The sequence below is a fragment of the Salinispora sp. H7-4 genome (genome assembly GCF_013416675.1).
GTDB classification, from domain to species: Bacteria; Actinomycetota; Actinomycetes; order Mycobacteriales; family Micromonosporaceae; genus Micromonospora; species Micromonospora vitiensis.
Map to the genome: position 1 here is coordinate 644,671 of NZ_JABZED010000003.1, position 25,578 is coordinate 670,248.

General features: G+C 70.2%; 18 protein-coding genes. 6 read left to right on the forward strand and 12 right to left on the reverse strand.

Going from position 1 to position 25,578, the window contains the following annotated elements:
- Nucleotides 1-22: 22 nt before the first annotated feature.
- From H0524_RS04995 to ssd, 4 genes are read right to left on the reverse strand one after another with little or no spacing between them, the layout of a single operon-like run.
- On the reverse strand, nucleotides 23-784 hold the full coding sequence (locus H0524_RS04995) for a type II secretion system F family protein (RefSeq protein WP_180197556.1): 762 nt from the start codon (nucleotides 782-784) through the stop codon (nucleotides 23-25).
- Nucleotides 781-1,776, reverse strand: coding sequence for a hypothetical protein (locus H0524_RS05000; RefSeq protein WP_180197557.1), 996 nt, complete (start codon nucleotides 1,774-1,776; stop codon nucleotides 781-783). Before H0524_RS05000 ends, H0524_RS04995 begins: the two co-directional genes overlap by 4 nt.
- On the reverse strand, nucleotides 1,773-2,978 hold the full coding sequence (locus tag H0524_RS05005) for a TadA family conjugal transfer-associated ATPase (RefSeq protein ID WP_180197558.1): 1,206 nt from the start codon (nucleotides 2,976-2,978) through the stop codon (nucleotides 1,773-1,775). Before H0524_RS05005 ends, H0524_RS05000 begins: the two co-directional genes overlap by 4 nt.
- Nucleotides 2,975-4,027, reverse strand: a complete 1,053-nt coding sequence (gene ssd, locus H0524_RS05010; protein WP_180197622.1) for a septum site-determining protein Ssd — start codon at nucleotides 4,025-4,027, stop codon at nucleotides 2,975-2,977. Before ssd ends, H0524_RS05005 begins: the two co-directional genes overlap by 4 nt.
- 629 nt (nucleotides 4,028-4,656) lie before the next feature.
- Between ssd and H0524_RS05015 the strand changes: the two genes are divergently transcribed.
- On the forward strand, nucleotides 4,657-5,460 hold the full coding sequence (locus tag H0524_RS05015; protein ID WP_180197559.1) for an HAD family phosphatase: 804 nt from the start codon (nucleotides 4,657-4,659) through the stop codon (nucleotides 5,458-5,460).
- 53 nt (nucleotides 5,461-5,513) lie between these two features.
- On the opposite strand, the gene H0524_RS05020 is transcribed toward H0524_RS05015, so the two are convergent.
- Entirely contained in the window at nucleotides 5,514-6,263 is a 750-nt protein-coding gene (locus H0524_RS05020; protein ID WP_180197560.1) for an oxidoreductase, read from the reverse strand.
- Nucleotides 6,264-6,462: 199 nt separating this feature from the next.
- Between H0524_RS05020 and acs the strand changes: the two genes are divergently transcribed.
- The 3 genes from acs (at nucleotide 6,463) to H0524_RS05035 (ending at nucleotide 12,237) form a co-directional block, all read left to right on the forward strand.
- A complete protein-coding gene (gene acs / locus H0524_RS05025; RefSeq protein ID WP_180197561.1) occupies nucleotides 6,463-8,448 on the forward strand; it encodes an acetate--CoA ligase in 1,986 nt (661 codons plus the stop codon).
- A gap of 238 nt (nucleotides 8,449-8,686) precedes the next feature.
- Nucleotides 8,687-11,095, forward strand: coding sequence for an immune inhibitor A domain-containing protein (locus tag H0524_RS05030; protein WP_180197623.1), 2,409 nt, complete (start codon nucleotides 8,687-8,689; stop codon nucleotides 11,093-11,095).
- Nucleotides 11,096-11,304: 209 nt separating this feature from the next.
- Nucleotides 11,305-12,237 carry an alpha/beta fold hydrolase gene (locus tag H0524_RS05035; protein ID WP_180197562.1) on the forward strand — a complete coding sequence of 311 codons (933 nt, stop codon included), beginning with the start codon at nucleotides 11,305-11,307 and terminating at the stop codon, nucleotides 12,235-12,237.
- Nucleotides 12,238-12,247: 10 nt separating this feature from the next.
- Here the strand turns inward: H0524_RS05035 and H0524_RS05040 are convergent, their stop codons facing one another.
- Both H0524_RS05040 and H0524_RS05045 read right to left on the reverse strand, forming a co-directional pair.
- Nucleotides 12,248-12,613 (reverse strand): hypothetical protein, encoded by a 366-nt coding sequence (locus H0524_RS05040; RefSeq protein ID WP_180197563.1) that lies wholly within the window; start codon nucleotides 12,611-12,613, stop codon nucleotides 12,248-12,250.
- Complete coding sequence (locus H0524_RS05045; protein ID WP_180197564.1) at nucleotides 12,610-15,075, reverse strand: SseB family protein; 2,466 nt, start codon at nucleotides 15,073-15,075, stop codon at nucleotides 12,610-12,612. The genes H0524_RS05040 and H0524_RS05045 overlap by 4 nt, the downstream gene beginning before the upstream one ends.
- A 309-nt stretch (nucleotides 15,076-15,384) precedes the next feature.
- Between H0524_RS05045 and H0524_RS05050 the strand changes: the two genes are divergently transcribed.
- Nucleotides 15,385-15,771 (forward strand): phage holin family protein, encoded by a 387-nt coding sequence (locus tag H0524_RS05050; protein ID WP_180197624.1) that lies wholly within the window; start codon nucleotides 15,385-15,387, stop codon nucleotides 15,769-15,771.
- A 266-nt stretch (nucleotides 15,772-16,037) separates the two neighbouring features.
- A complete protein-coding gene (locus H0524_RS05055; RefSeq protein ID WP_180197565.1) occupies nucleotides 16,038-18,152 on the forward strand; it encodes a PhoX family phosphatase in 2,115 nt (704 codons plus the stop codon).
- Nucleotides 18,153-18,251: 99 nt separating this feature from the next.
- Here H0524_RS05055 and H0524_RS05060 read toward each other — a convergent pair whose 3' ends face one another.
- The 5 genes from H0524_RS05060 to nuoL all read right to left on the reverse strand — a co-directional run bounded on the left by H0524_RS05060 (nucleotide 18,252) and on the right by nuoL (nucleotide 25,570).
- Nucleotides 18,252-19,034, reverse strand: a complete 783-nt coding sequence (locus tag H0524_RS05060; RefSeq protein WP_180197566.1) for a helix-turn-helix domain-containing protein — start codon at nucleotides 19,032-19,034, stop codon at nucleotides 18,252-18,254.
- 200 nt (nucleotides 19,035-19,234) lie between these two features.
- Nucleotides 19,235-20,320, reverse strand: coding sequence for a polyprenyl synthetase family protein (locus tag H0524_RS05065; RefSeq protein ID WP_180197567.1), 1,086 nt, complete (start codon nucleotides 20,318-20,320; stop codon nucleotides 19,235-19,237).
- A 126-nt stretch (nucleotides 20,321-20,446) separates the two neighbouring features.
- Nucleotides 20,447-22,000, reverse strand: coding sequence for an NADH-quinone oxidoreductase subunit NuoN (nuoN, locus tag H0524_RS05070; RefSeq protein WP_180197568.1), 1,554 nt, complete (start codon nucleotides 21,998-22,000; stop codon nucleotides 20,447-20,449).
- Nucleotides 21,997-23,529 (reverse strand): NADH-quinone oxidoreductase subunit M, encoded by a 1,533-nt coding sequence (locus tag H0524_RS05075; protein ID WP_180197569.1) that lies wholly within the window; start codon nucleotides 23,527-23,529, stop codon nucleotides 21,997-21,999. The genes nuoN and H0524_RS05075 overlap by 4 nt, the downstream gene beginning before the upstream one ends.
- 82 nt (nucleotides 23,530-23,611) lie before the next feature.
- Entirely contained in the window at nucleotides 23,612-25,570 is a 1,959-nt protein-coding gene (gene nuoL / locus H0524_RS05080) for an NADH-quinone oxidoreductase subunit L (RefSeq protein ID WP_180197625.1), read from the reverse strand.
- Nucleotides 25,571-25,578: the final 8 nt, after the last annotated feature.

The following is a 25,578-nucleotide window of genomic DNA, read 5'->3' on the forward strand; positions in this document are numbered from 1 at the left end:
CGTGGTCCTTTCTCGAGATCGGTCAGAGCACGTCACCGAGAACGGCGACGATCACCGGCACCAGGCCGGCGAGAATGAAGGCCGGTAGGAAGCAGAGCCCCAACGGCAGCACAATCAGCACCCCGGCCCGGCGGGCTGTCGCCTCGGCCGCCGCAGCCCGGTCGGCCCGCAGATCCTCGGCGAGACGGGTCAACGCGCCCGCTAAGGAGGCACCGCTGGTTGCCGAGCGGAGCGCCGCACCGACCAGGCGCTCGGCGCCGGGCACCGCCGCAAGCGACGACCATGCCTCCGCGGGCTCCGCTCCGAGGCGAAGAAGGCGCCCGACCCGGGCGAGTCGCTCGGCGAGGGGCCCGTCGAGCGCCTCCGCCACCGCCAGTACCGACCGGTCGACCGGGGCGCCGGCACGCATCGCCGACGCGAGCAGGTCGGCGGCGAGCGGCAGGGCCGCCTTCTCCCGTCGGCGCCGCTCCCGGACAGCCGGTGACTCGACCCGACGAAGCAGGCGATCGAGCAGCACTGCGGCGGGCGGGGCCCCGAGCAGGCCCGGTACTCCACCGGCCAGCACAGCGAGCGTCACAGCCGCGAGTACAGCGACGAGCCGAATCGCGCACCGCCGGTGGCGGGACTCCCCCGGGGTCACACCCGCCGGTCTGATCAGTGGCGGACCGGGCGGGACCCGGTCGAGGTCGCGCAGCCGACGGACCGGACGACGCCTCCGCCATCCGAGTCTGCCCAGCAGGGCTGGCACGGCCCAACGTTCGGCAGTCAGCACCGGCGGGGTCATCCGACCTCCCCGCCGCGGACCACGGTGAGCCGCTCCGTCCAGAACAACCCGGCGACCTGGAGCACGACAGCGAGGAACGCGCAGCTACCGCCGACCGTCGAGTGCAGTAGCACCGCGACCGGGTCGACACCGATGCCGTACCCCAGGCCGATGCCACCGATCGGAAGCGCCGCGAGCAGCCAGGCGGTCGCCCGCGCCCCGGCCGCCTGCGCTGCTGCTGTGGCCCGGCCCCGGTCAGCGGCGCGGGCGTCCACGTCGATCCGATCCAGCAAATCGGCGAGGGGCGCACCGGTACGCTCAGCGAGCCGGACAGCCGCCCGGATCAGGGTGCCGCCCGAACCCCCGGCCGTCGACAGCGCCGTGGAATGGCCCACCGACAGACCGGCGCGCAGGTCAGCAGCGAGATCACAGAGCTGGTCGAGGTGACGGCGGCGGAGCTGGTCGGCCTGCCGGTTCGCCCGTCGTCGCAGCAGCGCCCGGACTCCCAGGGTGCCGTACGCGCCGGTGACCACGGCTGCGACCGGACCGCCCAGCAGGGCGCCCACGGCAGCGGCCAGGACCCCCGAGAGCAGCAGCGTGCGCCGGGGTGCCGCCGCCAGGGGGTGATACCAGGCAGCACGTGGCGGGGATCCCGCACTCCACGCACCGGAGACCGAACCATCCTGGCGGGCACCAGACATCGGATGAGCCATCCTGCTCGGACGCCTCGAGTCACGCCGGGATGGCGGCCCTGCCGAACGGTCCCGCCCGCGCTGCTGGGGCCGCGTCACAGCCGGCTTCGACCGCGCCACATCCCGCTCCACCCCGCGCCCAGGTCCGGGCGGTGGGGTGCTGGGCCGCAGACTGGCCACCCAGGTCACCAGTGGGTCGTCGGCGGCGCCCGCGCCGCTGCTGGTCTGGACCCGTTGCCGGGCGAGCCGGGTCAACAACCACGCCGCGACCACCGTTAGGGCGGCCAGGATCAGCGGTAGCAGGAGCTGAGCCGGGGTCATCCCACACCTGCCGGACCGGGCCGAGACTCCCGCAGGATCGGTGGCACCGGCACCTTCCGCTCGCCCAACAGCTCGGCCAGCGTCCGGGCCGCTGGCCCGGGCCCAGCAGCGCGGCCCCAGGCCGGGACCGCCCTGACCAGCCGATCAGGGCCATCCGGCAGGAGCAGGCAGATGGAATCCAGCACCCGCCCCCGATCCGCGCGGCGTACCTGCAGCACCACCTGGAGTGCCGCCGCAACCTGGGCGTGCAGTGCGGGCCGGGGCAATCCACCGAGGAGACCAAGTGCCTCGAGTCGAGCGGGCACATCGGAGGGGGTGTTGGCATGCAGCGTTCCGGCGCCTCCCTCGTGACCGGTATTCATCGCCACCAACAGGTCCACCACCTCCCGGCCCCGGCACTCGCCGACGACGAGGCGATCCGGTCGCATCCGCAGCGCCTGCCGGACCAGGTCGGTCAGTCCCACCACGCCGGTTCCCTCCACATTCGCTGTGCGCGCCTGCAGCCCGACGACGTGCGGATGTGCCGGGTGCAGCTCAGCCGCGTCCTCCACCAGCACGATCCGTTCCGTGTCGGGAACGAGGCCGAGTAGCGTGTTGAGCAATGTGGTCTTGCCAGAACCGGTGCCGCCGACCACGAGGTACGCGAGCCGGGCCGCCACCACTGCGGCCAGTACCGGGACGACTGCCCGCGGCACGGCCCCCTGACTGGCCAGCTCGTCGAGCGTGAACGGTCGCTGCCGGAAGGTCCGCAGGGACAGATACGGACCGTCGGTGGCCACCGGTGGCAGTACCGCATGTAGCCGGGTGCCGTCGGCGAGTCGCGCGTCAACGTACGGTGAGCCGTCGTCCAGCCGCCGGCCGGCGCTGGCGGCGAGTCGCTGTGCGAGCCGGCGGACGTCGTCCACCGAGCCCACCGGCACCGCGACCTCTGTCAGGCCCTCCCCCCGGTCGACCCAGACGTGGACGTTGTTCACGAGAACATCGGTGACCCTCGGGTCGGCCAACAGTGGTGCCAGCGGGCCGGCGCCCACCAGGTCGTCGTGCACCCGGTCGGCGAGGCGGAGCAGCGTGGTGTCGCCGAGCACCGCGGCGGCCGGCTCGGCGCGTACGGCGGAGACAATCGCCGCCGGGGTGACCGGGGTTGAGGAGGACGCGATTCGCCGTCGGACTCGCGCGGCGAGGCCATCGTCCGTCGTGGTCATGCCGCACCCGACGCGGTACCGGTCAGTTCGTTGAGGAGCCGTTGGCACAGGGCGGCCAGTGGGCCCCGCCCGTCCGCCGCCGGCGCTTCACCCCGTTCCAGGCCACGGCCGAGCGCCGGCTCCAGACGCACCGTGCCGGCCAACGGCAACCCAAGCGTCCGCGCGAGTTCGGTGGCCTTGAGCCGGCCGGGGGCGGGGCCACGGACGATCAGGGAGAGGTCGGCGCAGTGTGGTGCGGCGGCGCTGACCACCCGAGCAGCAGCAGCGGTGGCGCGGAGTTCGGCGGGTACCACGACGAAGGCCCGGTCGACTGACTGCAGGGCGGTTACCGCCGCGTCATCCAGGTGCCGGGGCAGGTCAACGACGACCACGTCGCGAGCCCGCCGGGCCGCGTCAAGGGTCGCCGCCATCGCCACGGTCGGCAACGATCGAAGATCACCTCGGTCCCACGAGAGGACCACCAGGTCGCCCCGGCTGGGCAGGGCCCGTACCAGCGACGCGGCGTCCACCCGACCGTCGGCGTCGGTCAGCGCGGGCCAGCGCAATCCGCCCAGTTGTTCCCAGCCGAGTACCAGGTCCAGCCCACCCCCGAGCGGGTCTGCGTCAACCAGCAGCGTCCGCAGGCGGGAGCGGGCGGCCGTGACAGCGAGCCCGCCAGCGAGGACACTGGCGCCGGCGCCGCCCCGTCCGCCGAGGACGGCGACGGCTCGGGCCGCTACCGGTTCAGGTTGCTCCGGGCCGCACTCGACGAACCGGTCGACCAGCCAGGGCTCGGCTGCGGGCAGGACGGCCACGAACTCGGCACCCATCAGGTCGGCCACATCCCGGCCGGGGTCAAGGTGCCCGGCGTGGCCGACCAGCACCAACCGCCGCCGGTGCGGCAGCCGCGCCCGGAGGCATGGCTGTGCCTGGTCGCTGCCGACCAGGACCAACGGCGCGGGGGACCAGCGGGACCGGGCGGCCACCGGATCCGGTGCGAGGTCGACGTCAACGCCACCGGCCGCGGCGAGCCGCAGCAGGTCGTCGAGGAGCACGTTGTCGGAGGTCACGAGAAGGGGCAGGCGGCGCGGGGGTGGTACGGCGGGGCGAGGTGGCATCACGGCCTCCAGCAGTCGGCTCGGGCTTCGCTGGTCTGGAAGCCTGCGCCGCCCGACTGACCCGGGGGCGATACCGACTGCCGGCCTGTGGATGAGCACGGCACCTGTGGACAGATTCCACCGGAATAGTTGATCTGCTACGTCGCAGCGGCGGCCGAAGTCACTCGCGACTATGTCGTCGGCCTAACTCTCCGCCCGGTCCCAGTACCGGTCGGTCTCGGCGCCGTGCCGCCCCGTGGGTGCCATCACCCCCATAAAGGGACGACCCCCGTCGGGGGGAAGACGGGGGTCGTCGGGTCCGGCTCCGGGGGGGGCGAGCCGAACCGCTCAGCGGTCACAGGGGCGCAACCGCCGAGGGTCTGCCGGTTGTCCGAAAGATGAACGCCTGTTGTGTCGACAGTCTGCCTGAATGAACCTGGTTACGTCGAGTGGTGCCGCCTCCACTCACTGCTAAATTCCGCCCAAAGGTGTGATTGCGGCCGCTCAGAACAGCCCAACAATCGATCACATCGCACCCATCCGAGGGGTTGACGGACCCGGGCCCCCGCAGACGATAGACCATCGGGCTAGACTTGCGCGCCGTGGGCCAAAGCGCCGCTTTTTTCGATCTGGATAAGACCGTCATCGCCAAGTCAAGTGCACTGGCGTTCGGTCGGCCGTTCTATCGAGACGGGCTGATAACCCGACGAGACGTGGTCAAGTCGGCGTACGCGCAGCTGATGTTCCGGCTGGGCGGCTCCGACGAGCAGACCATGGCCCGGACCCGGGACTACCTCGCCGCGCTGTGCAAGGGCTGGCAGGTGGAACAGGTCCGACAGATCGTCGCGGAGACCCTCCACGAGCTGATCAACCCCTACGTGTACGCCGAAGCCGCTGTCCTGATCGAGGAGCACCAGGCTGCCGGCCGGGATGTCGTGCTGGTCTCGGCCTCCGGAGAGGAGATGGTCCGGCCGATCGGGGCGCTACTCGGGGTGACCGACGTGATCGCCACCCGGATGGCCGTGGTGGACGGCCACTACAGCGGGGAGATCGAGTTTTACGCGGCCGGCCCGGCCAAGGTGGACGCGGTGGGCGAGCTGGCGCTCACGCGGGGCTACGACCTCAGCGGCTCATACGCCTACTCGGACTCGTACACGGACCGCCCGCTGTTGGAGTGCGTCGGCCATCCGACCGCAGTCAACCCGGACCGCCAGCTACGCAAGCTCGCCGCCGAGAACTCCTGGCCGGTGCTGGAGTTCCGGCACCCGATTCCACTGGGGCGGCGGTTGCGGGATCGCCCCGCCGTTCCGGTCGCCGCCGCCGCGCTCGGCGTCGGGGTTGGCGTGGCGATCGGCATCGCCTGGTACGGCCGGTACCGTCGGGCCCGGACTGCCCCGACGACCTGACCACCGCAGCCGGCTGCGCCGGATCGGGCGCGGGGTAGGTCGGACGGGGAAGGTTACGGGGTCGCGGCGAGCACCTCATCGCCGATCGCGGTGAGCTGGTCGGCGCCCACCTCGACGGCGCTCAGACAGTGCCGCAGCCACGAACGGAGCCCATCCGGGGTTCCGGTGGCGAAGGCCCCGGCCGACCCGACGTACTCCGGCTCCCGCTCCCGGTGCCCGACGTCCACGGCGAGCAGGCCCCGCGGGTCAACGCCCCGGGACATCAGCACCAGCCGGGCGGCAGCACGGGCGACCACCCCGGACGGGCCGGCAAAGGGCCGCAGGTTCAACAGCTCGCCGTGGACAACCGCGGCGAGCACCAGTGGCGGCGCCGCGGTTCCCCCGGCCACCAGGGCGGCCAGCCCGTCCAGCCGGGCCGCCACCACCGCATCGGGCACCGGGCGTCCCAGGTCGGTCTCCGGCACCAACTCCCGCGCGGCGAGTACGTGCAGCTTCGCGAGCGCCTGCCGGGGCGCCTTCGGCCAGAGGTCGGTCAGCCCGGGTAGCGCCCCGGCGACCCGCAGCGCGCCCTGTAGCACCGGCTCGGTGACGGTGCCGGCGCGAACCTCCTCGCGATCATGGGTATGCCCCTCGAGGGCAGCGCTGGCCACCGCGCAGCGGAGGCTGACCTCCGCGGCCACCCGACCGCCGTGCCGGCGCAGGGCCCGGTGCCGCTGCGCCTGGTCGAAGCGCTCGCGGGCCCGCTCCACGGCAGCGGCGACATCGGCGAGGGCGAGCAGCGGGGCGAGCGGGTCATCGGTCACCCCGCCACGTTAACGGGACCGCTCACACTGCCCGCCGGGTGCCATGCCACCGGCGCGCCACCGGCCGGGGTGCCATGCCACCCGGCGCGGGGGAGGCTCCGTTCGGCGCGATCCGTCGCTCTCGACTGTCGCCTGCGCCCGGCCGGCGGGCTAACCTCTGCACCGAGACGCAGGTCACCCCGAGCGACGAGGGAGCAGCATGAGCGAGGCGTTGGCCAACCTGTTGCACGAGACGCGCCAGTTCCCGCCGCCGGCCGAGCTCGCCGCGAGCGCCAATGTCACCAGTGCGGCGTACGCCGCGGCGGGCGCCGACCGGCTGGCCTTCTGGGAACGGCAGGCCCAGCGACTGACCTGGACGAAGCCGTGGGACCGGGTACTCGACTGGTCGAAGCCGCCGTTCGCGAAGTGGTTCGTCGGCGGTCAGCTGAACGTGGCGTACAACTGCCTGGACCGGCACGTCGAGGCCGGCCGGGGTGACCGGGTCGCGATCCACTGGGAGGGCGAGCCGGGTGACACCCGGACGATCACCTACGCGGAGCTGACGAAGCTGACCTGCCAGGCCGCGAACGTGCTGACCGAGCTCGGGGTGACGGCCGGCGACCGGGTGGCGATCTACCTGCCGATGGTGCCGGAGGCCGTGGTGGCGATGCTGGCCTGCGCCCGGATCGGCGCCACCCACAGTGTGGTCTTCGGCGGCTTCTCCGCCGACGCGTTGGCAAATCGGATTCAGGACGCCACGGCGAAGGTGGTGGTCACCGCCGACGGCGGCTACCGCCGGGGTCGGCCCTCCGCGCTCAAACCGACCGTTGACGAGGCGGTGTCGAACTGCCCGTCGGTGGAGCACGTGCTGGTGGTCCGGCGTACCGGCGAGGAATGCGCCTGGTCGGCGAAGGACCGTTGGTGGCACGAGACGGTCGGGCGGGCGTCGACCGAGCACCAGGCCGCCGCTTTCGACGCCGAGCACCCGCTGTTCATCCTGTACACCAGCGGCACCACCGCCCGGCCGAAGGGGATCCTGCACACCAGCGGCGGCTACCTGACCCAGGCCTCGTACACGATGCACGGGGTCTTCGACCTCAAACCGGAGCGCGATGTCTTCTGGTGCACCGCCGACGTCGGCTGGGTCACCGGCCATTCGTACATCGTGTACGGACCGCTCTCCAACGGCGCCACCCAGGTCATGTACGAGGGCACGCCGGACACCCCGCACCGGGGCCGGTTCTGGGAGCTGGTCGACAAGTACCGGGTGACGATCCTCTACACCGCCCCAACTCTCATTCGTACGATGATGAAGTGGGGTGAGGAGATCCCCGCCGGGTTCGAGTTGTCCTCCCTGCGCCTGCTGGGCAGCGTCGGCGAGCCGATCAACCCGGAGGCCTGGATGTGGTACCGGCAGCACGTCGGCGGGGGAAAGCTACCGATTGTGGATACCTGGTGGCAGACCGAGACCGGTGCCATCATGATCTCTCCGCTGCCCGGGGTGACCCACGCCAAGCCGGGGTCGGCGATGACCCCGCTACCGGGGATCAGCGGCGACGTGGTGGACGACCAGGGTCAGCCGGTGCCCAACGGCGGCGGTGGCTACCTGGTGCTTCGGGACCCGTGGCCGTCGATGCTGCGGACCATCTGGGGCGACGACAACCGGTTCGTGGAGACGTACTGGTCGCGCTTCGGTGCCGGTGCGGGTGTCGGCGACGACTGGGTGTACTTCGCCGGGGACGGTGCCAAGAAGGACGACGACGGCCACATCTGGCTGCTCGGCCGGGTGGACGACGTGATGCTGGTGTCCGGGCACAACATCTCCACCACCGAGGTGGAGTCGGCCCTGGTGTCGCACCCGTCGGTGGCGGAGGCGGCGGTGGTCGGCGCGACGGATCCGACCACGGGGCAGGCGATCGTTGCTTTCGCCATCCCCCGAGCCAGCGCCGAGACCGAGGGGGCGGCGGGAGCTCAGCTCATCGCGGACCTGCGCACCCATGTCGCACGCACGTTGGGCCCGATCGCGAAGCCGCGGCAGATCATGCTCGTGCCGGAGCTTCCGAAGACCCGGTCCGGCAAGATCATGCGACGGTTGCTGCGGGATGTGGCGGAGAACCGGTCGCTGGGCGACGTGACCACGCTGCAGGACTCCTCGGTGATGGAGCTCATCGCCACCGGCATGGGCGCTGGCAGGGGCGAGGACTGAGCCGGAGCGCACCGGCGGTGCCGGCCGGTTGCGGGGGGCTCAACTGGCCGGCAGGTGTATGACGCCGGAACGCCGTGCAAACAACTTCTTGCAACAAAGTGTTCGGACAGTCTTCCCCTCATCAGCAACGATGTCTATCTTCACCAGTGGTCCCATCCGTGGGATCGTCGCGCCGGCCCATGCCCCCGCTAGGCCGGTTTTCCTTCACACCCGGAGGTACCGCGTGCGCAAAGTCGCAGTGGGTCTACTCGGGCTCTCGCTGACGGCAACGGGACTGGCGGTCGGACCATCCGCCAGCGCCGCGCCGAAGCACCAGCAGCCGACATCGGCTCCCTCAGCCGCAGAGCCTGCCCACGTTGACCACGATCTGCCCAACCCGCTCGAGGAGAAGCGACGGGCCCTGCGCCAGGAGGGCCTGAGCAGCGTCCTCTCCGGCGAGGCGACCTCGCAGCGAGTCAACGGCAGCACTGTCGTCAAGGTCGGTGAGACGGACGGCGGTTCCCCGACCGCCCGTGGTCACCGTGGCAAGAAGGACCAGTACGTCGAACTCTCCCGGGAGAACACGGACCGGATCTTCGTGATCCTGGCCGAGTTCGGCAACGAGCGGCACCCGGCCTATCCCGACCAGGACACCGCCCCCACCTGGCCGGGCCCGGCACGGTTCGACGGCCCGCTGCACAACGAGATCCCGGAGCCCAACCGGGCGCTGGACAACTCCACGAGCTGGCAGGCGGACTACAGCGCCGACCACTTCCGGACGTTGTACTTCGGCGAGGCGGACGGCGACGAGTCGGTCAAGCAGTACTTCGAGGCCCAGTCCTCGGGCCGGTACAGCGTGGAGGGTACGGTCACCGACTGGGTCAAGGTCCAGTACAACGCGGCCCGCTACGGCCGTTCCCTGGACGACCCGACCGACGCCAACGGTGACGATCCGGCGGTCTGCGGCGGCAGAGTCTGCACCAACGTCTGGACCCTGGTGCGGGACGCCGCGAACCAGTGGGTCGCCGACCAGAAGGCCGCTGGCCGTACCGACGCGGAGATCGCCGATGATCTCCAGGCGATGGACCGGTGGGACCGGTACGACCACGACTCCGACGGCGACTTCAACGAGCCCGACGGCTACATCGACCACTTCCAGATCGTCCACTCCGGTGGCGACATGGCCAACAGCGACCCGCACCAGGGCGAGGACGCGATCTGGAGCCACCGGTGGTACGCGTTCGCGTCCGACCAGGGCCGCACCGGCCCGCCGAACTTCCCGGCGGGTGGCGCCCAGATCGGCGACACCGGCATCTGGATCGGTGACTACACGATCCAGCCGGAAAACGGCGGACGCAGCGTCTTCTACCACGAGTACGCCCACGACCTCGGCCTGCCGGACGACTACAACGTGGTCAGTGGCGGCGACAACAACAACGAGCACTGGACGCTGATGGCCCAGAGCCGGCTCGGTGCCGAGGGCGACGGTGGCATCGGCGAGCGCGGCGGCGACCTGGGTGCCTGGAACAAGCTCCAGCTCGGCTGGCTCGACTACGAGGTGGTCGTCGCGGGGCAGAAGCGCACCATGACCCTCGGCCCACAGGCATACAACTCCAAGAAGCCGCAGGCCGCCGTGGTCGTGCTCCCGAAGCGCGAGTACGAGTTCGACAACGGCGCACCGTTCGCCGGCACGAAGCAGTTCTTCTCCGGCAACGAGGACGGCCTCAACAACACGATGACCCGGACGCTCGACCTCACCGGGAAGTCGTCGGCCGCGTTGACGATGAAGGGCCGCTACAGCATCGAGGCCGACTACGACTACCTCTTCTTCGAGGTGTCGGAGGATGGTGGGGACACCTGGACGCCGCTGCCCGGTACCGCCGACGGCACGCCGTTCAAGGAGATCTCCCCCGGTCGGTTCGCCCTCGACGGCAGTAGCAACGACGAGTGGGTCGACGTCAACCTTCCGATGGATGCCCAGGCTGGGAAGTCAGTCCAGTTCCGGCTGCGCTACCAGACCGACGGCGGGGTCTCCGAGGGCGGCTTCTTCGGCGACGAGATCACGGTCACCGCCGACGGCGAGACGATCCTCAACGACGGTGGGGAGACCGGTGCCGGCGACTGGAACCTCGCCGGCTGGAGCATCGCCGAGGAGCAGTACACCCAGCTCTTCGACAACTACTACATCGCCGGCCACCGGTCGTACGTCTCGTACGACAAGTACCTGAAGACCGGGCCGTACTACTTCGGGTACGCGAACACCCGCCCGGACTGGGTGGACCACTACGCGTACCAGGAGGGTCTGCTGATCTCCTACTGGAACACCCGCTGGGCGGACAACGACACGTTCGCGCACCCGGGTGAGGGGCGCAACCTCTACATCGACTCGCGCCCGCGGCCGATCTACAACCTGACCGGCGAACCATGGCGGGCCCGGGTCCAGGTGTACGACGCGCCGTTCAGCCTCCAGAAGGCGGACTCGTTCACGCTGCACATCGACAGCCAGCCGCAGTACATCCGCGGCCAGGCCGCGCAGCCGCTCTTCGACGACACCCAGAAGTACTGGTACGAGGAGCTGCCCAACCACGGGGTGAAGCTCCCCGCGACCGGCACGAAGATCGAGGTGCTGAAGCAGAAGGGCACGTCGATCAAGGTCCGCTTCAAGTAACGAGAACCACACGAGGGCGATGCCCGGGCCGGTGACCGGCTCGGGCATCGCCTTTCCCTGGCGCCGACACCGACACCGGCACGGGTTCGGCTCGGGCTCGGGCTCGGGCTCGGGCTCGGCTCCAGGCTCGGGCTCCAGGCTCGGCTCGGCTCCAGGCTCGTCCGCCACGCGTCCGGACCGGTTATGACCCGGGCCTTAGGCTGTGGCACATGACCGAGCAGCACCACAGGGCCCTTGACGAGTCCTGCGTCCTCGCCGAGGGGCCGTGGACGCACCGGTTCGTCGGCGCCAACGGCAGCCGGTTCCACGTGGTCGAGGCCGGGACCGGCCCGATGGTGCTCTTCCTGCACAGCTTTCCGGAGCACTGGTGGGCGTGGCACAACCTGCTACCGGCGGTCGCCGACGCCGGCTTCCGGGCAGTCGCGGTCGACCTACGCGGCTACGGCGCGAGTGACAAGCCACCCCGGGGGTACGACGGATACACCCTGGCCGGCGATGTCGCCGGGCTGATCCGGGCGCTGGGTGAGCGCTCCGCCACCGTGGTGGGCTCCGGCGCCGGCGGGCTACTGGGCTGGACAGCGGCGTCGTTCCACCCGACGCTGGTCCGCCGACTGGTGGTGCTCGGCGCCCCGCACCCGCTCCGGCTACGGGCCGCGATCTTCGCTGATCCACGTGGCCAGTTCGCCGCCTCCACCCCGACGCTGCTGTTCCAACTGCCACGCTACGAGCACGTGCTGACCCGCGACGACGGGGCGGCGGTAGCGGAGATCCTGCGCCGCTGGGCCGGGCCACGCTGGGTGCACAGCCCCGAGTTCGAGCCGTACGCGGCACGGTGCCGGACGGCGATGCAGATCCCGCAGGCGGCGTTCTGCGCCCTGGAGGGCTACCGGTGGGCTTTCCGGTCAGCGCTACGGCTGCACGGCTACCGCTTCGTTCGGCTCATGCAGAAGCCTCTCGTCACGCCGACCCTCCAGTTACACGGCGCCCTCGACCGGGCGATCCTGCCGCGTACCGCCCAAGGCTCCGGCCGGTACGTGGTGGCCCCGTACGAGTGGCGCCTGCTCGACCAGGTCGGGCACTTCCCACACCTCGAGGCCCCGGAGATCGTGCTCGGCGAGATCCTGCGCTGGGCGAAGTCGTAGCTGACCGGCGCTAGACGCGAAGCTCCCGCAGGTCGCGGACGTCGGCGGCCGGTGCCCAGCCCTGGTAGACGCCGTAGTCGAACGCCTCGAGACCCATCGCCTCGGCGACTGGCCAGCGCCCACCCGTGTACTCGACCCGCAGCCAGCCGTCGTGCTCGCCCAACACGATGAACGGCTGTCCCTGCCAGGTGCAGGTGGTGCGGATGTACGTCAGCTCGTCGACCTCGACGGCCGGCACGACGCGGAGGTGGCGGCCGGCGCGTAGCGGGGTGAAGCCCGCATCCGGCTCGTGCTGATAGAGCCGGATGTCGTCACCGTCCGGGCTGGCCTGGTATTCGCGGTCCCGCCAGCGAGCCACGTACCCGTCCCGTCTCACCCGTCACCCGCCTGTCGCCACCGCAGTGCGTCCACATCCAACGTGGCGACGAGCCGCTCGGCGCCGTCCGCGCCGATCCGCCACAGCTGTGCGCCGTGCGGCAGCCGGGCACTGTCGACCTTGAACTCCGCCACGACATCGCTACTCTCGCTCGGGGCGAAGCCGTTGCCACGGAACGGCGGCCGCTCGATCACCCAACCCTCCATGGCCCGCATCGCGGCTTCACTCTGCCCGCCGTACGGGATGCGGTAGAGGTTAGGTCGGAACGCCGGCCACCGCAGTACGTAGATCTTCTCGGCGCTCCGCTCGAAGGGAGAACCGGGGTAGCCCAGGCCGAGCGCGTCGTAAAGCTGAGCCGGGGTGGTCAGGTGTGCCAGCTCAGCCGCCCGGTGCACGAAACCGGAGACACGGTCGTACCCCCGGTCCAGATAGTAGGCGAGCTGGCTGGAAGCCACCGCCTTCTGCATCAGGACGGGAGTCGTGGAGTCGGGGCTCGGCGGCCGGTAACGCGGCCGGTCGGCAGTTGCTGGTGAGTCGGCCGGCGCCGACGCGGCCGGCGCCGCTGGCTCTGGCTCTGGTTCCAACCCTGGCTCCGGCTCCGGCTCCGGCCGATCCGCACCCAGGCCCACCTCCGCCGCCCAGTTGGCCAGCCCGACGATCTGCTCACCGGGCATCGTCGTACCGATCGGAGTTCCCGGGTTGACGGCGAACGACCACGACCGGTCGGGCCAACGCTGAATGAGCTGCACGAAGCGGACTCGGATGGTCTCGACTGTCCCGGCGGTGTGGTCGGCGAGCCGCTCCGGGGAGGTGTAGACGACCACGGACGCCGTTCCATCCTGCTCCTCGGTCCGCCAGACGAACCCCGTGCCGCCGGGCCGGCTGTCCGGTGCCGAGTCGGCTGCCACCGGAAGCAGCACCTGGGCAAGCAGCAGCGTCGACAGGAATGTGTCGGTGTTGCCGCTGATGGCTGCCGTGACGAGGTCCGCCTCGACCTCATTGGCCGGTTCGAAATCCGGGGGCACAACTGCCGTGGGCGTGGGCGTGGGCGAGGGCGTGGAAAGGTCATCCGCTCTCGCCACGCCGATCCGGAGCGTGGCTTCGGCCCCTACGTCGGCGTCGGCGTCGGGCAGCGTCGGGTCACCGGCGGCCGGTACCGCCGAGTCGCCGCGGTCGGGGGCCACGCCCGTCATCGTCGACATCGGTACGGTCGTTGAGACGTCGGCCGTACCGGCAGCGATCAGGTTCCGGGAATCAACGACCGTCCCCTCGATCACGGTCGGCGGAGCCGTTCGCCGGGGTAGCGGACTGGACGCCGGCTCAGTGATCGGGCCGGGCTCCGCCTCCGCCGAGTTGGGGCGCGGTTGGAGGGCTCTCTCCTCCTCGGCGGTACGGCGGGCGTACCGCCGAAGTGTCGCCGGGTCGGGCACCGGGAAACGGACGGTCCGGGTCTCCTCGGTCGGCGTCTGCTGCCGCACCAGCCCGGGTGCTGTCTCGCCGGACGGGGCAGCGGCGTCCTGGTCAACCTGGGTCGTGGCTCGGGCCGAGAACATCGGCGACGCGACCGGCGGCGGTTCACCGGCCGGTCGCCGGCGCGGGAACTGTTGGGCGCCCCGAGCCAGGCGTGACGGTCGGACGCCCTGCTCATCCCGGTCGCCACGGCCCGCGGCCGGTTCGAAGAAGGAGCGGCGACTGGGGGGTGGTCCGGAGCGGCCCCGGGGTTGCTCCCGCGGGGATGCGGCTCCACTGACGGGCTGGTGGCCGAGGCCTGGCCCGGGCGGGCGAGCTCCGGGAGTCACCGGCTCACCGCCGGCGACACGACCAGCGTCCATCGTCGGCCGCCGGAGGGTAGCCGCACGCAGGTCGGCTGGGGTACGCAGCGGCGCGGCCGGAGACGACGCAGGTGGTGACGGGCGCAGGGGGGTGACGCCCTCGGGCGTCTGGCCAGCCCGCGGAGCGCGGTCCGGCTCCTTCGCCCCGGCGGCCGGCTCCCCTTCCCCGCGCCCGAAGGGACGGGTTCGGGAGTAGGCCTCGTCGCGCTCCAGCCGGGCCCGCGTCCCCATCGTGCGGCCGGGCAGGCGGACGTCGCCACGGGAGAGCTGGGCGACATACCAAGCGGGCAGGTAGCCCTCGATGGGCAGGCCCGGGTTGACCGCCAGCCACCACTCGTGATTGGGCCAATGGTCGGCAAGCTCAGCGTAGGGAGCTCGGCGGTTCGCGCCCGCATGCTCACCGAGGCAGGCGCGTAGCGCGGCAACCGAGGTGAACGCCAGCACGTGGGTTCGACCACCGGTGGTCCAGGTGCCCCAGTTCATCGGCGCCTGACCGGCCAGCGCCTGCGCGGAGACGGGTAGCAACAGCTCCGTGCGGGCCAGGACGCGGAAGTATCGTTGCTGATCCTTGGCAAGCAACGCGTCACGCAGCGTCACCTCCGCCTCGGTGGCCGGCTCCCATGTGGTCAAGGCCAGCTCCTCCCGGCGACAGCGCACCCGTTTCGGGTACAACCTACAAGGTGGCTACAAGATCATGACGGCGCGACCGTACCGACTCATCGCGGGCGATAACACCCCGCTCCAGTACAGATACGATACGGAGTCAATCGACGTAATGGAACCTGTCGCACCCTGCTCGCCGCCTGTTCGGCGGCCCTGCTCGCGATGCTCGCGCCGGAGGCGCGGGGGACCCAGACCCGCTGGCTCCAGGCCGGTTTTCCACGGCAACCAGGACCCTAGCCTTCCCTGAGGGAACGGTCCGTGGCAGCATTCTCCGCCATGGGTTTCCTGAAAGGGCTCTTGATCCGGTTGGGCACCACCGCGGTTGCCTTCTGGCTGGCCACACTCCTGATCCCGGGCATCACACTAAATGCGGAATCGGCCACTGAGACGGTCACCACGCTGATCCTCGTCGCCGCGATCTTCGGCGTCGTCAACGCGGTGCTCCAGCCGATCATCAGGACCGTGGGCTGCGGCTTCTACCTCCTCACCCTCGGTCTGATCGCACTCGTCGTCAACGGCCTGCTGTTCCTGCTGACCAGCTGGATCGCCGGCGAGGCCGGGCTGCCCTTCCAGGTAGACGGATTCTGGCCGGCCGCCGTGCTCGGCGCACTCTTCGTCGGCGTGGTCACCTGGATCCTCGGAGCTATCTTCGACCGCGACTAGTACACCCGTCCGGCGGTGTCGGGTACACCGAAGGAGGCTCGGCTGCCGAACACCATGTGGTCGGCGTCGGACGTGCCCGCACGCACCGGCATGCACGGCGGTTGCCCCGGCCAGGTGACTGCGGCGTTAGCCGTCCAACCGCGGGAGTTCAACTTTGGTTCACACGGCTGCACACTGGCGGTAATTGTCTCCTCCTAGCCTCCGGCTGGTACGCATGCCATTCGCTGACCTCGGCGTGCGCCATCGAAACCAGGAGGCACCTCCACATGAGCGACCGCCCTCGGCTGCTCCCGCTGCTCGGCTCCATCCGCCACGGCAGTCGTGATGTCATGACCTGTCTCTACCGGTGTGGCAACGCCTGTGACCACCCGGTCCCCAACGCCTCGGACAACACCTACTTCGGCGACCTGGTGGACGCCGAGGTTTCCCGCCGCGGCGTGGTCCGCGCCGGCACTGTCGGTGCGCTGGTCCTAGGCTTCGCCGGCGCCGGGGCGCTCGCTGGCAGCGGTGCCGCTTCCGCCGCCGGCTCCGCTCCGGTGACGCCGGAGGCGACCGAGTTCGCCGCCCCGCCCGGTGGTGTCGGCGACGGGAAGCTGACCTTCAAGCCGGTCCCACCGAACACCCTGGACAGCTTCATCGTTCCGAACGGCTACGACCACTCGGTGGTCATCCGCTGGGGCGACGAGGTGGTGCCGGGCGCGCCCCCGTTCGACCTGCACAAGCAGACGGCCAAGGCGCAGGCCCAGCAGTTCGGCTACAACAACGACTTCGTCGGCGTGCTGCCGCTGGGCCGGAAGAACGCGCTGCTCGTGGTCAACCACGAGTACACCAACGAGAACCTGATTTTCCCCGGCTTCACCGACGTGGACTCGCTCAGCGTCGAGCAGCTGAAGGTCGCGATGGCCGCGCACGGCATGTCCGTGGTGGAGCTGGAGCGGGTCCAGGGCACCGGCGAGTGGCGCCCGGTCAAGTCCGGCAAGCGGCCGTACAACCGCCGGGTGACCGCCTCGAAGACGAAGTTCGAGTTGACCGGCCCGGCCGCCGGCTCGGACTGGCTCAAGACCGCGGCCGACCCGAAGGGGCGCACGGCCATCGGCACGTTGAACAACTGCGCCGGTGGGGTAACCCCCTGGGGTACGGTGCTCTCCGGCGAGGAGAACTTCAACCAGTACTTCATCGGCGGCGACGGCGCCCCGGAGGAGCTGAAGCCGAAGCTGGCCCGGTACGGCTTCAACACCACCGACCGTTACCCGAGCGGGAACCGGAAGTGGGACCGCGCCGACGAGCGCTTCGACCTGACCGCGCACCCGCACGAGGCGCACCGGTTCGGCTGGGTTGTCGAGATCGACCCGTACGACCCGGAGAGCCGGCCGCGCAAGCACACCGCGCTGGGCCGGTTCAAGCACGAGGGCGCGAACGTCATCGTGGCGAAGAGCGGACACGTGGTCGCGTACATGGGCGACGACGAGCGGTTCGACTACCTCTACAAGTTCGTGTCGGAGAAGAAGTTCAAGAAGGGGAGTTCCTGGCGGGACCGGGAGCACAACCTGACCCTGCTGGAGTCGGGCACCCTCTACGTCGCCAAGCTGGACTACACCAGCGCCGACGAGATCGACGGCTCCGGTGAGCTGCCCAGCGACGGTGCGTTCAACGGCGGCGGCCGGTGGATCAAGCTGGTCAGTGGCAACCGCTCGTACATCGAGGGCATGACCGCCGCCGAGGTACTCACCTTCACCCGGCTCGCCGCGGACCAGGTCGGCGCGACCAAGATGGACCGGCCCGAGGATGTCGAGGCGAGCCTGCACACCGGCAAGGTGTATGTGGCGCTCACCAACAACTCCCGGCGTGGGGTGGACAGCAACCCGAAGGCGGACGAGGCGAACCCGCGTAACGCCAACCGCCACGGCCACGTGCTGGAGCTGGTCGAGAAGCACGGGGACAACTCGGCGGAGACGTTCACCTGGTCGCTGCCGATCGTCGCCGGCGACCCGGCGGACTCCTCGACCTACTTCGCCGGGTACGACAAGACGAAGGTCTCCCCGATCTCCTGCCCGGACAACCTGGCCTTCGACGCCACCGGCAACCTCTGGATCTCCACCGACGGCAACGCGCTGGGCAGCAATGACGGCCTCTTCGCCACGCCGATCGAAGGCCCGGAGCGCGGCCACCTGAAGCAGTTCCTCACCGTGCCCGTCGGCGCGGAGACCTGCGGCCCGTTCATCACCGGCGACAACCGCTCGGTCTTCGTGGCCGTGCAGCACCCGGGGGAGATCTCCGGCGCCTCGATCGAGAACCCCGCCTCCACCTGGCCGGACGGCGACTACGCCAAGCCGGGTGTGGTGGTCACCTGGCGCCTGGATGGCGGCCCGATCGGTAGCTGACCGCCCAGCTCCCCTCGGCCCCTCCGGGCGCGAACGGGCCCTCTCCCAGCGTGGGTGAGGGCCCGTTCCCCGTGGCACCCGGCCCGCACCTCGCCTCGGTCACGGGTCTCCGACGAGGCAGTCGGCGATGCTCCGGGCAGTGGTGAGCAGCTTCGCCCGAACGACCCGGGCGGAGGCCATCATCTCGCCGGCCGGCAGGGCACAGGCGAGCGCCACCCGCCGCTCCACATCCTTGTCAGGGCTCACCAACACCGCCGCGCAGGCCACCCCCGGCCGGTACTGCCCCAGCTCCAGCTGCATCCCCCGCCGCTCGCCAGCCGCGAGGTCGACCTCGAACGCCTCAATGGTGGTCAGCGTCCCGGTGGTGAACGGGCGCATGCCGTTCTCCCGCAGGTAGCGCAGCCGCTGTTCGGTGGTGAGGGTCGCGAGCAGCGCCTTTCCGAGTGCGGTGGCGTGCGCCCCCTCGTCGAAGCCGGGAACCAGGTCCTCCAGGTAGGGGGAGCGTGGGCCTTCGGTGGTGGCCGTGATGGCGACCTTGCCCCCGATGAACCGGCCCAGAAAGTGGCTGTAGCCGGTGTCGAGGACGGCCCGGCGCAGGGACTCCCCGACCGTCGGCGGTCCGCGGAAGGCGCTGACCAGCTCACGGTAGCGGTCGGCTATCTCCAGGCCCACGATGTACGTGCCGTCCTCGCGCCGGATCACGTAGCCCTCGTACGCCAGGGTGCGGACGAGGTGGTACGTGGTTGCCACGGTCAGCTCGCACCGTCGGGCGATCTGTTTGACAGTCAACCCTTTCGGGGCACGACCGACGGACTCGAGCACTCGTAGCGCGCGGGACACGCTTCGGATGAGGTCCGAAGGCTCCGCCAGGGGGTCGCGCACAACCACCTCCGCAGCCGGGGACTTACACCATATGAAATTCAGGACCGGTAGGAAACGCCTGTTCGGGCAGAGATCACCAGATCATTATCCACTGCCAGTGATGAGTTGATCACGCTATGGCCACACGGGAGCGCCCGGCCACTGCGGAACCGAGGTGATGTCCGCTGCCGGAGGCACCACCCCCGGTTCGATAGCTGTGGTCAGCTGGTCCGGTCTGCGATCTGGTCGCAGAGGGATTCGAGAGCCTGCCGGGCCGGACCCGACGGCAGCGGCGCAAGCTGCGCGCGCGCCTCCTCAGCATGGCTCCGCACCGTCTCCCGGGCCCGCTTCAACGCCGGGCTCTCCCGGAGCAGTCCGAGCGCCTCGGCGTGCAGGTCATCGTCGGTCAGCGGACCGACCGCCAGGACTTCCCGGAGCCGCACCGACGCGGCGTCAGCATCGTCCGACGCGAGGGCATACAGCACCGGCAGGGTGGGAACACCCTCGCGGAGATCGGTACCGGGCGTCTTGCCGGAGCGCTCCGCCTCGCTGGAGATGTCCAACAGGTCGTCCGAGAGCTGGAAGGCGACCCCGATGGTCTCGCCGTAACCAGCCAGCGCCTCGGTGTGCATCGGGCTGGCCCCGCTGAACATCCCGCCGAACCGGGCCGCGGTAGCGATCAACGAGCCGGTCTTCTCGGCGATCACGTGCAGGTGGTGCGCCACCGGGTCCACCCCGGGACGCGGCCCCACCGTCTCCGCGATCTGGCCGTGCACCAACCGGGCGAAGGTCCGCGCCTGCAGCCGGACAGCTTCGGTGCCCAGGTCGGCGGAGATATCCGCGGCGCGGGCGAAGAGAAAGTCACCGACCAGAATGGCCACCGAGTTCGTCCACCGCGAATTGGCGCTCGGGCCCCCCCGACGCACCGCCGCCTCGTCCATAACATCGTCGTGGTAGAGCGTGGCCAGGTGGGTAAGCTCCACCACCACGGCGGCCGGCACCACCTGCGCCCGGGTCGGATCACCGAACTGGGCGCCGAGCGCCACCAGCAGCGGGCGGAACCGCTTGCCACCGGCGTCGAGGAGGTGCCGGGCGGCCTCGGTGACGAACGGGTCGGCGCTGACGACATCGGCCCGCAGCGCGGCCTCGACCCCCGCCAGCACCTGAAGCGCCGAATCCGGGAGCCCCGCGTCAATCGGATGCAACCCGACGGCACCCAACTGACCCACGCCGCCCCGGCCGGAATGACTGCCCACGCCGGTGGCACCCGAAAGCTTGTCAGCCGGATTCACCACGCCTCCCACCATGCCACACCAGTACCGTCGACCCCGGGGCGGGGATGGCCCAAAGGGCGCCCGCGAATGCGTCCATGACCTCTGAGAACAGCCCCGGGGCCGGCACGGAGGTCACGTGCCGGCCCCGGATTGGCGGTGTCACCGCACGAACTCTGCGGCTCCTGCGGCGAGATCGAGCAGCGGCTGTGGGAACACGCCGAGCACCAGGGTGGCGGCCACACCGATGGTCAGCGCGGCCGAGGTCAGCCAGCCCGGCATGACGACGGCGGGAGTGGACTCACCGGGCTCGGAGAGCCACATCAGCACGACCACCCGCAGGTACGGGAAGGCGAGCACCATGCTGGTGAGCACACCGGCGATCACCAACCAGCCCTGACCGCCGTCGAACGCCGCGCTGAAGACCGCGAACTTGCTCGTGAAGCCGCTGGTCGCCGGGATACCGGCGAAGGCGAGCAGGATGAAGGTGAACAGCCCGGCGTAGAAGGGCGACCGCTGGCCCAGACCTGCCCAGCGGGACAGGTGGGTGGCCTCGCCATCGGCGTCCCGGACCAGGGTGACCACGGCGAACGCGGCCAACACCGAGAAGCCGTAGGCGACCAGGTAGAACATCGTTCCGGAGACCCCGTCGCTGGTCGGCGCGAGTACCCCGACCAGCAGGTACCCCGCGTTGGCGATCGAGGAGTACGCGAGCAGCCGCTTGATGTCGGTCTGGGTAACCGCCAGCACCGCCCCGACGAGCATGGTCAGCACCGCCACCACGCCGAGGACCGGGGTGAAGTCCCAGCGGGCACCCTCGAAAGCGACGTGGAAGACCCGCAGCAGGGCGCCGAAAGCGGCGACCTTCGTGCAGGCGGCCATGAAGCCGGTAATCGGGGTGGGCGCCCCCTGGTACACATCCGGCGTCCAGACGTGGAAGGGCGCGGCGCCGGCCTTGAACAGCAGGCCGATCGCGATCAACGCCATACCGCCGAAGAGCAGCACCGAGCTGGACGAACTTTCCGCGACCGCGGCGTGAATGGTGGCGAAGTCGACCCCCGCCGCCCGATCCGGGGTGCCGGCGGTGAAGCCGTACACCAACGCGACGCCGAAGAGGAAGAAGGCCGAGGCGTACGCGCCGAGCAGGAAGTACTTCATCGCCGCTTCCTGGCTCAGCAGCCGCCGGCGGCGAGCCAGGGCGCAGAGCAGGTAGAGCGGAAGGGAGAGGACCTCGAGCGCGATGAACATGGTCAGCAGGTCGTTCGCCGCCACGAAGATCAGCATGCCGCCGACCGCGAAGCTGATCAGCGGGTACACCTCGGTCAGACCGGGGGCCCCTTCGGCCTGCCGACGGTCGTCCGCCGACTCGGCGGTCACCGCCGCCTGCGCCACGAACGCCCCACCGCGCTCGACCGTACGCTCGCCAATGAGCAGCAAGGCCATCGCGGCCAACACCAGGATCGCGCCCTGCAGGAAGAGCGCCGGCCCGTCGATGGCGATCGCCCCACCGATGGTGACCAGACGATCATTGGCGTTCAACACCACCATGGTCAGCGCACCGAGCACCGCCAGCAGCGCCACCGCGAGCTGCACCACGTGCCGCAGCCGGCGCGGCACGAACGCCTCGACCAGGACACCGACCAGAGCGGCGCCCAACAAGATGAGCGTCGGCGCGAGCGCCGCGTAGTCGATCGACGGAAGCTTCAGCTCGCTCACCGGCTCGCCTCCTGTGGAGTTCCGGCCGACGGGGCCGGGTCAGTCTTGCCGATATCCTGCATGGTCGCCTGGACCGCAGGGTTGATGACATCCGTGACCGGCTTCGGGTAGAAGCCGAGCAGCAGGATCAGCGCGACCAGCGGGGCCACCACGACCTTCTCGCGCAGGTTCAGGTCACGCTTCATCCCCTCGACCTCGGTCAGCGCCGGGTTGAGCGTGCCCTGGGTGGTGCGCTGCACCATCCACAGCACGTACGCGGCGGCCAGGATGACCCCGAGCGTGGCGATCACCGCCACCGGCTTGTTCACCGAGAAGGTGCCGATCAGCACCAGGAACTCGGAGATGAACGGTGCGGTGCCGGGCAGCGCCAGCGAGGCGAGACCGGCGAAGAAGAGCACCCCTGCCAGCAGCGGAACCAGCTTGCCGGCGCCGCCGAAGTCGCTGATCAGCGCGGAACCCCGGCGGGCGACCAGCATCCCGACCACCAGGAAGAGCAGACCGGTGGCGAGCCCGTGGTTGACCATGTAGAGCACCGCGCCGGTGGCCGCCTGGCTGGTGAACGCGAAGATGCCGACCCCGATGAAGCCGAAGTGCGCGATCGAGGTGTACGACACCAGCCGCTTCAGGTCGTTCTGACCGATCGCGAGGAGCGCCGCGTAGATGATGCCGATCACGCCCAGCGCCAGCGCCCACGGCGCGAACCACTTGGCCGCGTCCGGGAACAGCGGCAGGCAGTAGCGCAGCAGACCGAACGTCCCGACCTTGTCGAGCACCCCGACCAGCAGCGCGGCGGCACCCGCGGGGGCGGCACCACCGGCGTCCGGCAGCCAGGTGTGGAACGGGAAGAACGGGGCCTTGATGGCGAAGGCGATGAAGAAGCCGAGGAAGAGCCAACGCTCGGCACCGGTGGAGATGTCCACCTGCGACAGCGCCACCCAGTCGAAGGTCTTTCCGCCAACCACCCAGAGGCCGATCACCGCGGCGAGCATGAACAAGCCGCCGACCAGCGAGTAGAGGAAGAACTTCACGGCCGCGTACTGCCGCTGGTGCCCGCCGTAACTGCCGATGAGGAAGTACATCGGCACGAGCATGACCTCGAAGAACACGTAGAAGAGGAACACGTCGGCGGCGGCGAAGACGCCGATCATCGTGCACTCGAGCACCAGCAACAGCGCGAAGTAGACCGGCACCGACCGCTTGGACGACTCGGCGTCGTGCCAGGACGCCAGAATCACCAGCGGCACCAGCAGCGCGATCAGCATCAGCATGACCAGCGCGATGCCGTCGGCGGCGAGGGTGAAGTTGACGCCCCAGTTCGGAATCCACGGATAGGACTCGCGGAACTGGAACCGGTCACCGCCGGTCTGCCAGGTCACCCACATGACCACCGAGAGCGCCAGCACCAACAGTGACCAGCCGAGCGCCACCTGTTTGGCCAGCTCCGGCCGGCGGCGGGGCAGGACGGCGACCACCAGGGCACCGACCAGCGGTGCCACGGTGAGCACCGAAAGAAACGGGAAGTCGGACATTACGCGGCCTTACCTCCGTCGTCACTGTGCGGTCCGCCGACGGCGGCCACCGCGGGGTTCCCCGACCGCCTCCTGATGTCGATCACACCAGCCACCCCGCCTCGACGGCCAGGAAGGCCGCCACCACCAGCAGGGCACCGGCCAGGATCGTGGTGGCGTACGACCGGACGAAGCCGGTCTGCAGCCGCCGGAGCCGACCCGAGCCACCGCCGACCCCGGCGGCGAGGGCGTTGACCAGTCCGTCAATGCCCCGGTTGTCCAGGTAGACCAGCGCCCGGGTGAGGAAGATGCCCGGCTTCTCGAACACCGTCTCGTTGACGGCGTCGGTGTAGAGGTTCTTCCGGGCGGCGGTGACCAGCACCCCCGCCGGCTGCGGCTCGGTGGCCGTGCCACGCCGGAACAGGAACCAGGCGAGCCCGGCGCCGACCACGGTTACCCCGATCGACAGGATCGTGATGGCGAGGTGCGAGAGCACCGTTTCGTGCGCGGCCTCCGAGCCACCGCCCAGTCCGGCGGTCGCCTCCAGCCATTCGGGGACCGGCCCGACCATCAGGGCACCGGCGCCGATCGAACCGACCGCGAGCAGAATCAGCGGGATCGTCATCAGCTTCGGCGACTCGTGCGGGTGGTCGATCTCCTCGGTCCAGCGAGCCGGGCCGTGGAAGGTGAGCACGAACAGCCGGGTCATGTAGAACGCGGTCAGGCCGGCACCGAGCAGGGCCGCCATACCGAACAGCCAGGCCGTCCAGTCGTCCCGCTCGAACGCGGCCACGATGATCGGCTCCTTGGAGAAGAAGCCGGAGAAGGGCGGCAGGCCGATGATCGCCAGCCAGCCGGCCATGAAGGTCAACCAGGTGATCTTCATGTACTTCGCCAGCCCGCCGAAGCGCCGGATGTCGACCTGGTCCTTCATCCCGTGCATCACCGAGCCGGCGCCCAGGAACATGTTGGCCTTGAAGAAGCCGTGCGCCAGCAGGTGCACGATGGCCAACGCGTACGCCGCGCCACCGAGGCCGACGCCGAGGAACATGTAACCGATCTGGCTCACCGTCGACCAGGCGAGCACCCGCTTGATGTCGTCCTTGGCCATGCCGATGATGGCGCCAAGCAGCAGCGTCAGCGCGCCGACGCTCACCACGACCAGCTGCAGCGTCGAGTTCGCCGAGAAGATCGGGTTGGAGCGGGCGATCAGGTACACACCCGCGGTGACCATGGTGGCGGCGTGGATGAGCGCCGAGACCGGGGTCGGGCCCTCCATCGCGTCCGGGAGCCACGCCTGCAGCGGGAACTGACCCGACTTTCCGGCCGCACCGAGCAGCAGGAGCAGGCCGAGCAGCAGGACCGTGGTGGCGGTCAGCGAGCCGACACCGCTGAAGACCTCGTCGTACTGCGTGGTGCCCAGGGTGGCGAACATGATGAAGATGCCGATCAGCAGGCCGGCGTCGCCGACCCGGTTCATCAGGAACGCCTTCTTACCAGCGGTGGCGGCGGCGGGCCGCACGTACCAGAAGGAGATCAGCAGGTACGACGCCAGCCCGACGCCCTCCCAGCCGAAGAAGAGCATCACGTAGTTGTTGCCGAGCACCAGCAGGAGCATGGCGGCGACGAACAGGTTGAAGTACGCGAAGAACCGCCGACGCCCCGGGTCGTGGGCCATGTACTCCACCGCGTACAGGTGGATCAGGAAGCCCACCCCGGTGATCAGCAGTACGAAGACCGCCGCCAGCGGGTCGAAGAGCAGACCGAAGTCCACCCGGAGGTCACCGACCGCAATGAAATCCCAGAGGCTCAGCTCAACCGATCGGTTCTCCAAGCCGCGGAGCTGGAAGAAGTAGGTCAGGCCCAGCAGGAACGCGACGCCGACCGACGCGACACCCAGCCAGTGCCCCCACCGGTCCGCCCGCCGGCCGAGCAGCAGCAGGATCGCCGCGCTGACCAGCGGGATCGCCACCAGCAGCCAGACGCTGCCGAGCAACCCCTCGGCGGTCCCGTACGTGACGGCGCCCACCGGCTCGACGGGGGCTTTCGCCAGAATCTCCATCACCGCAG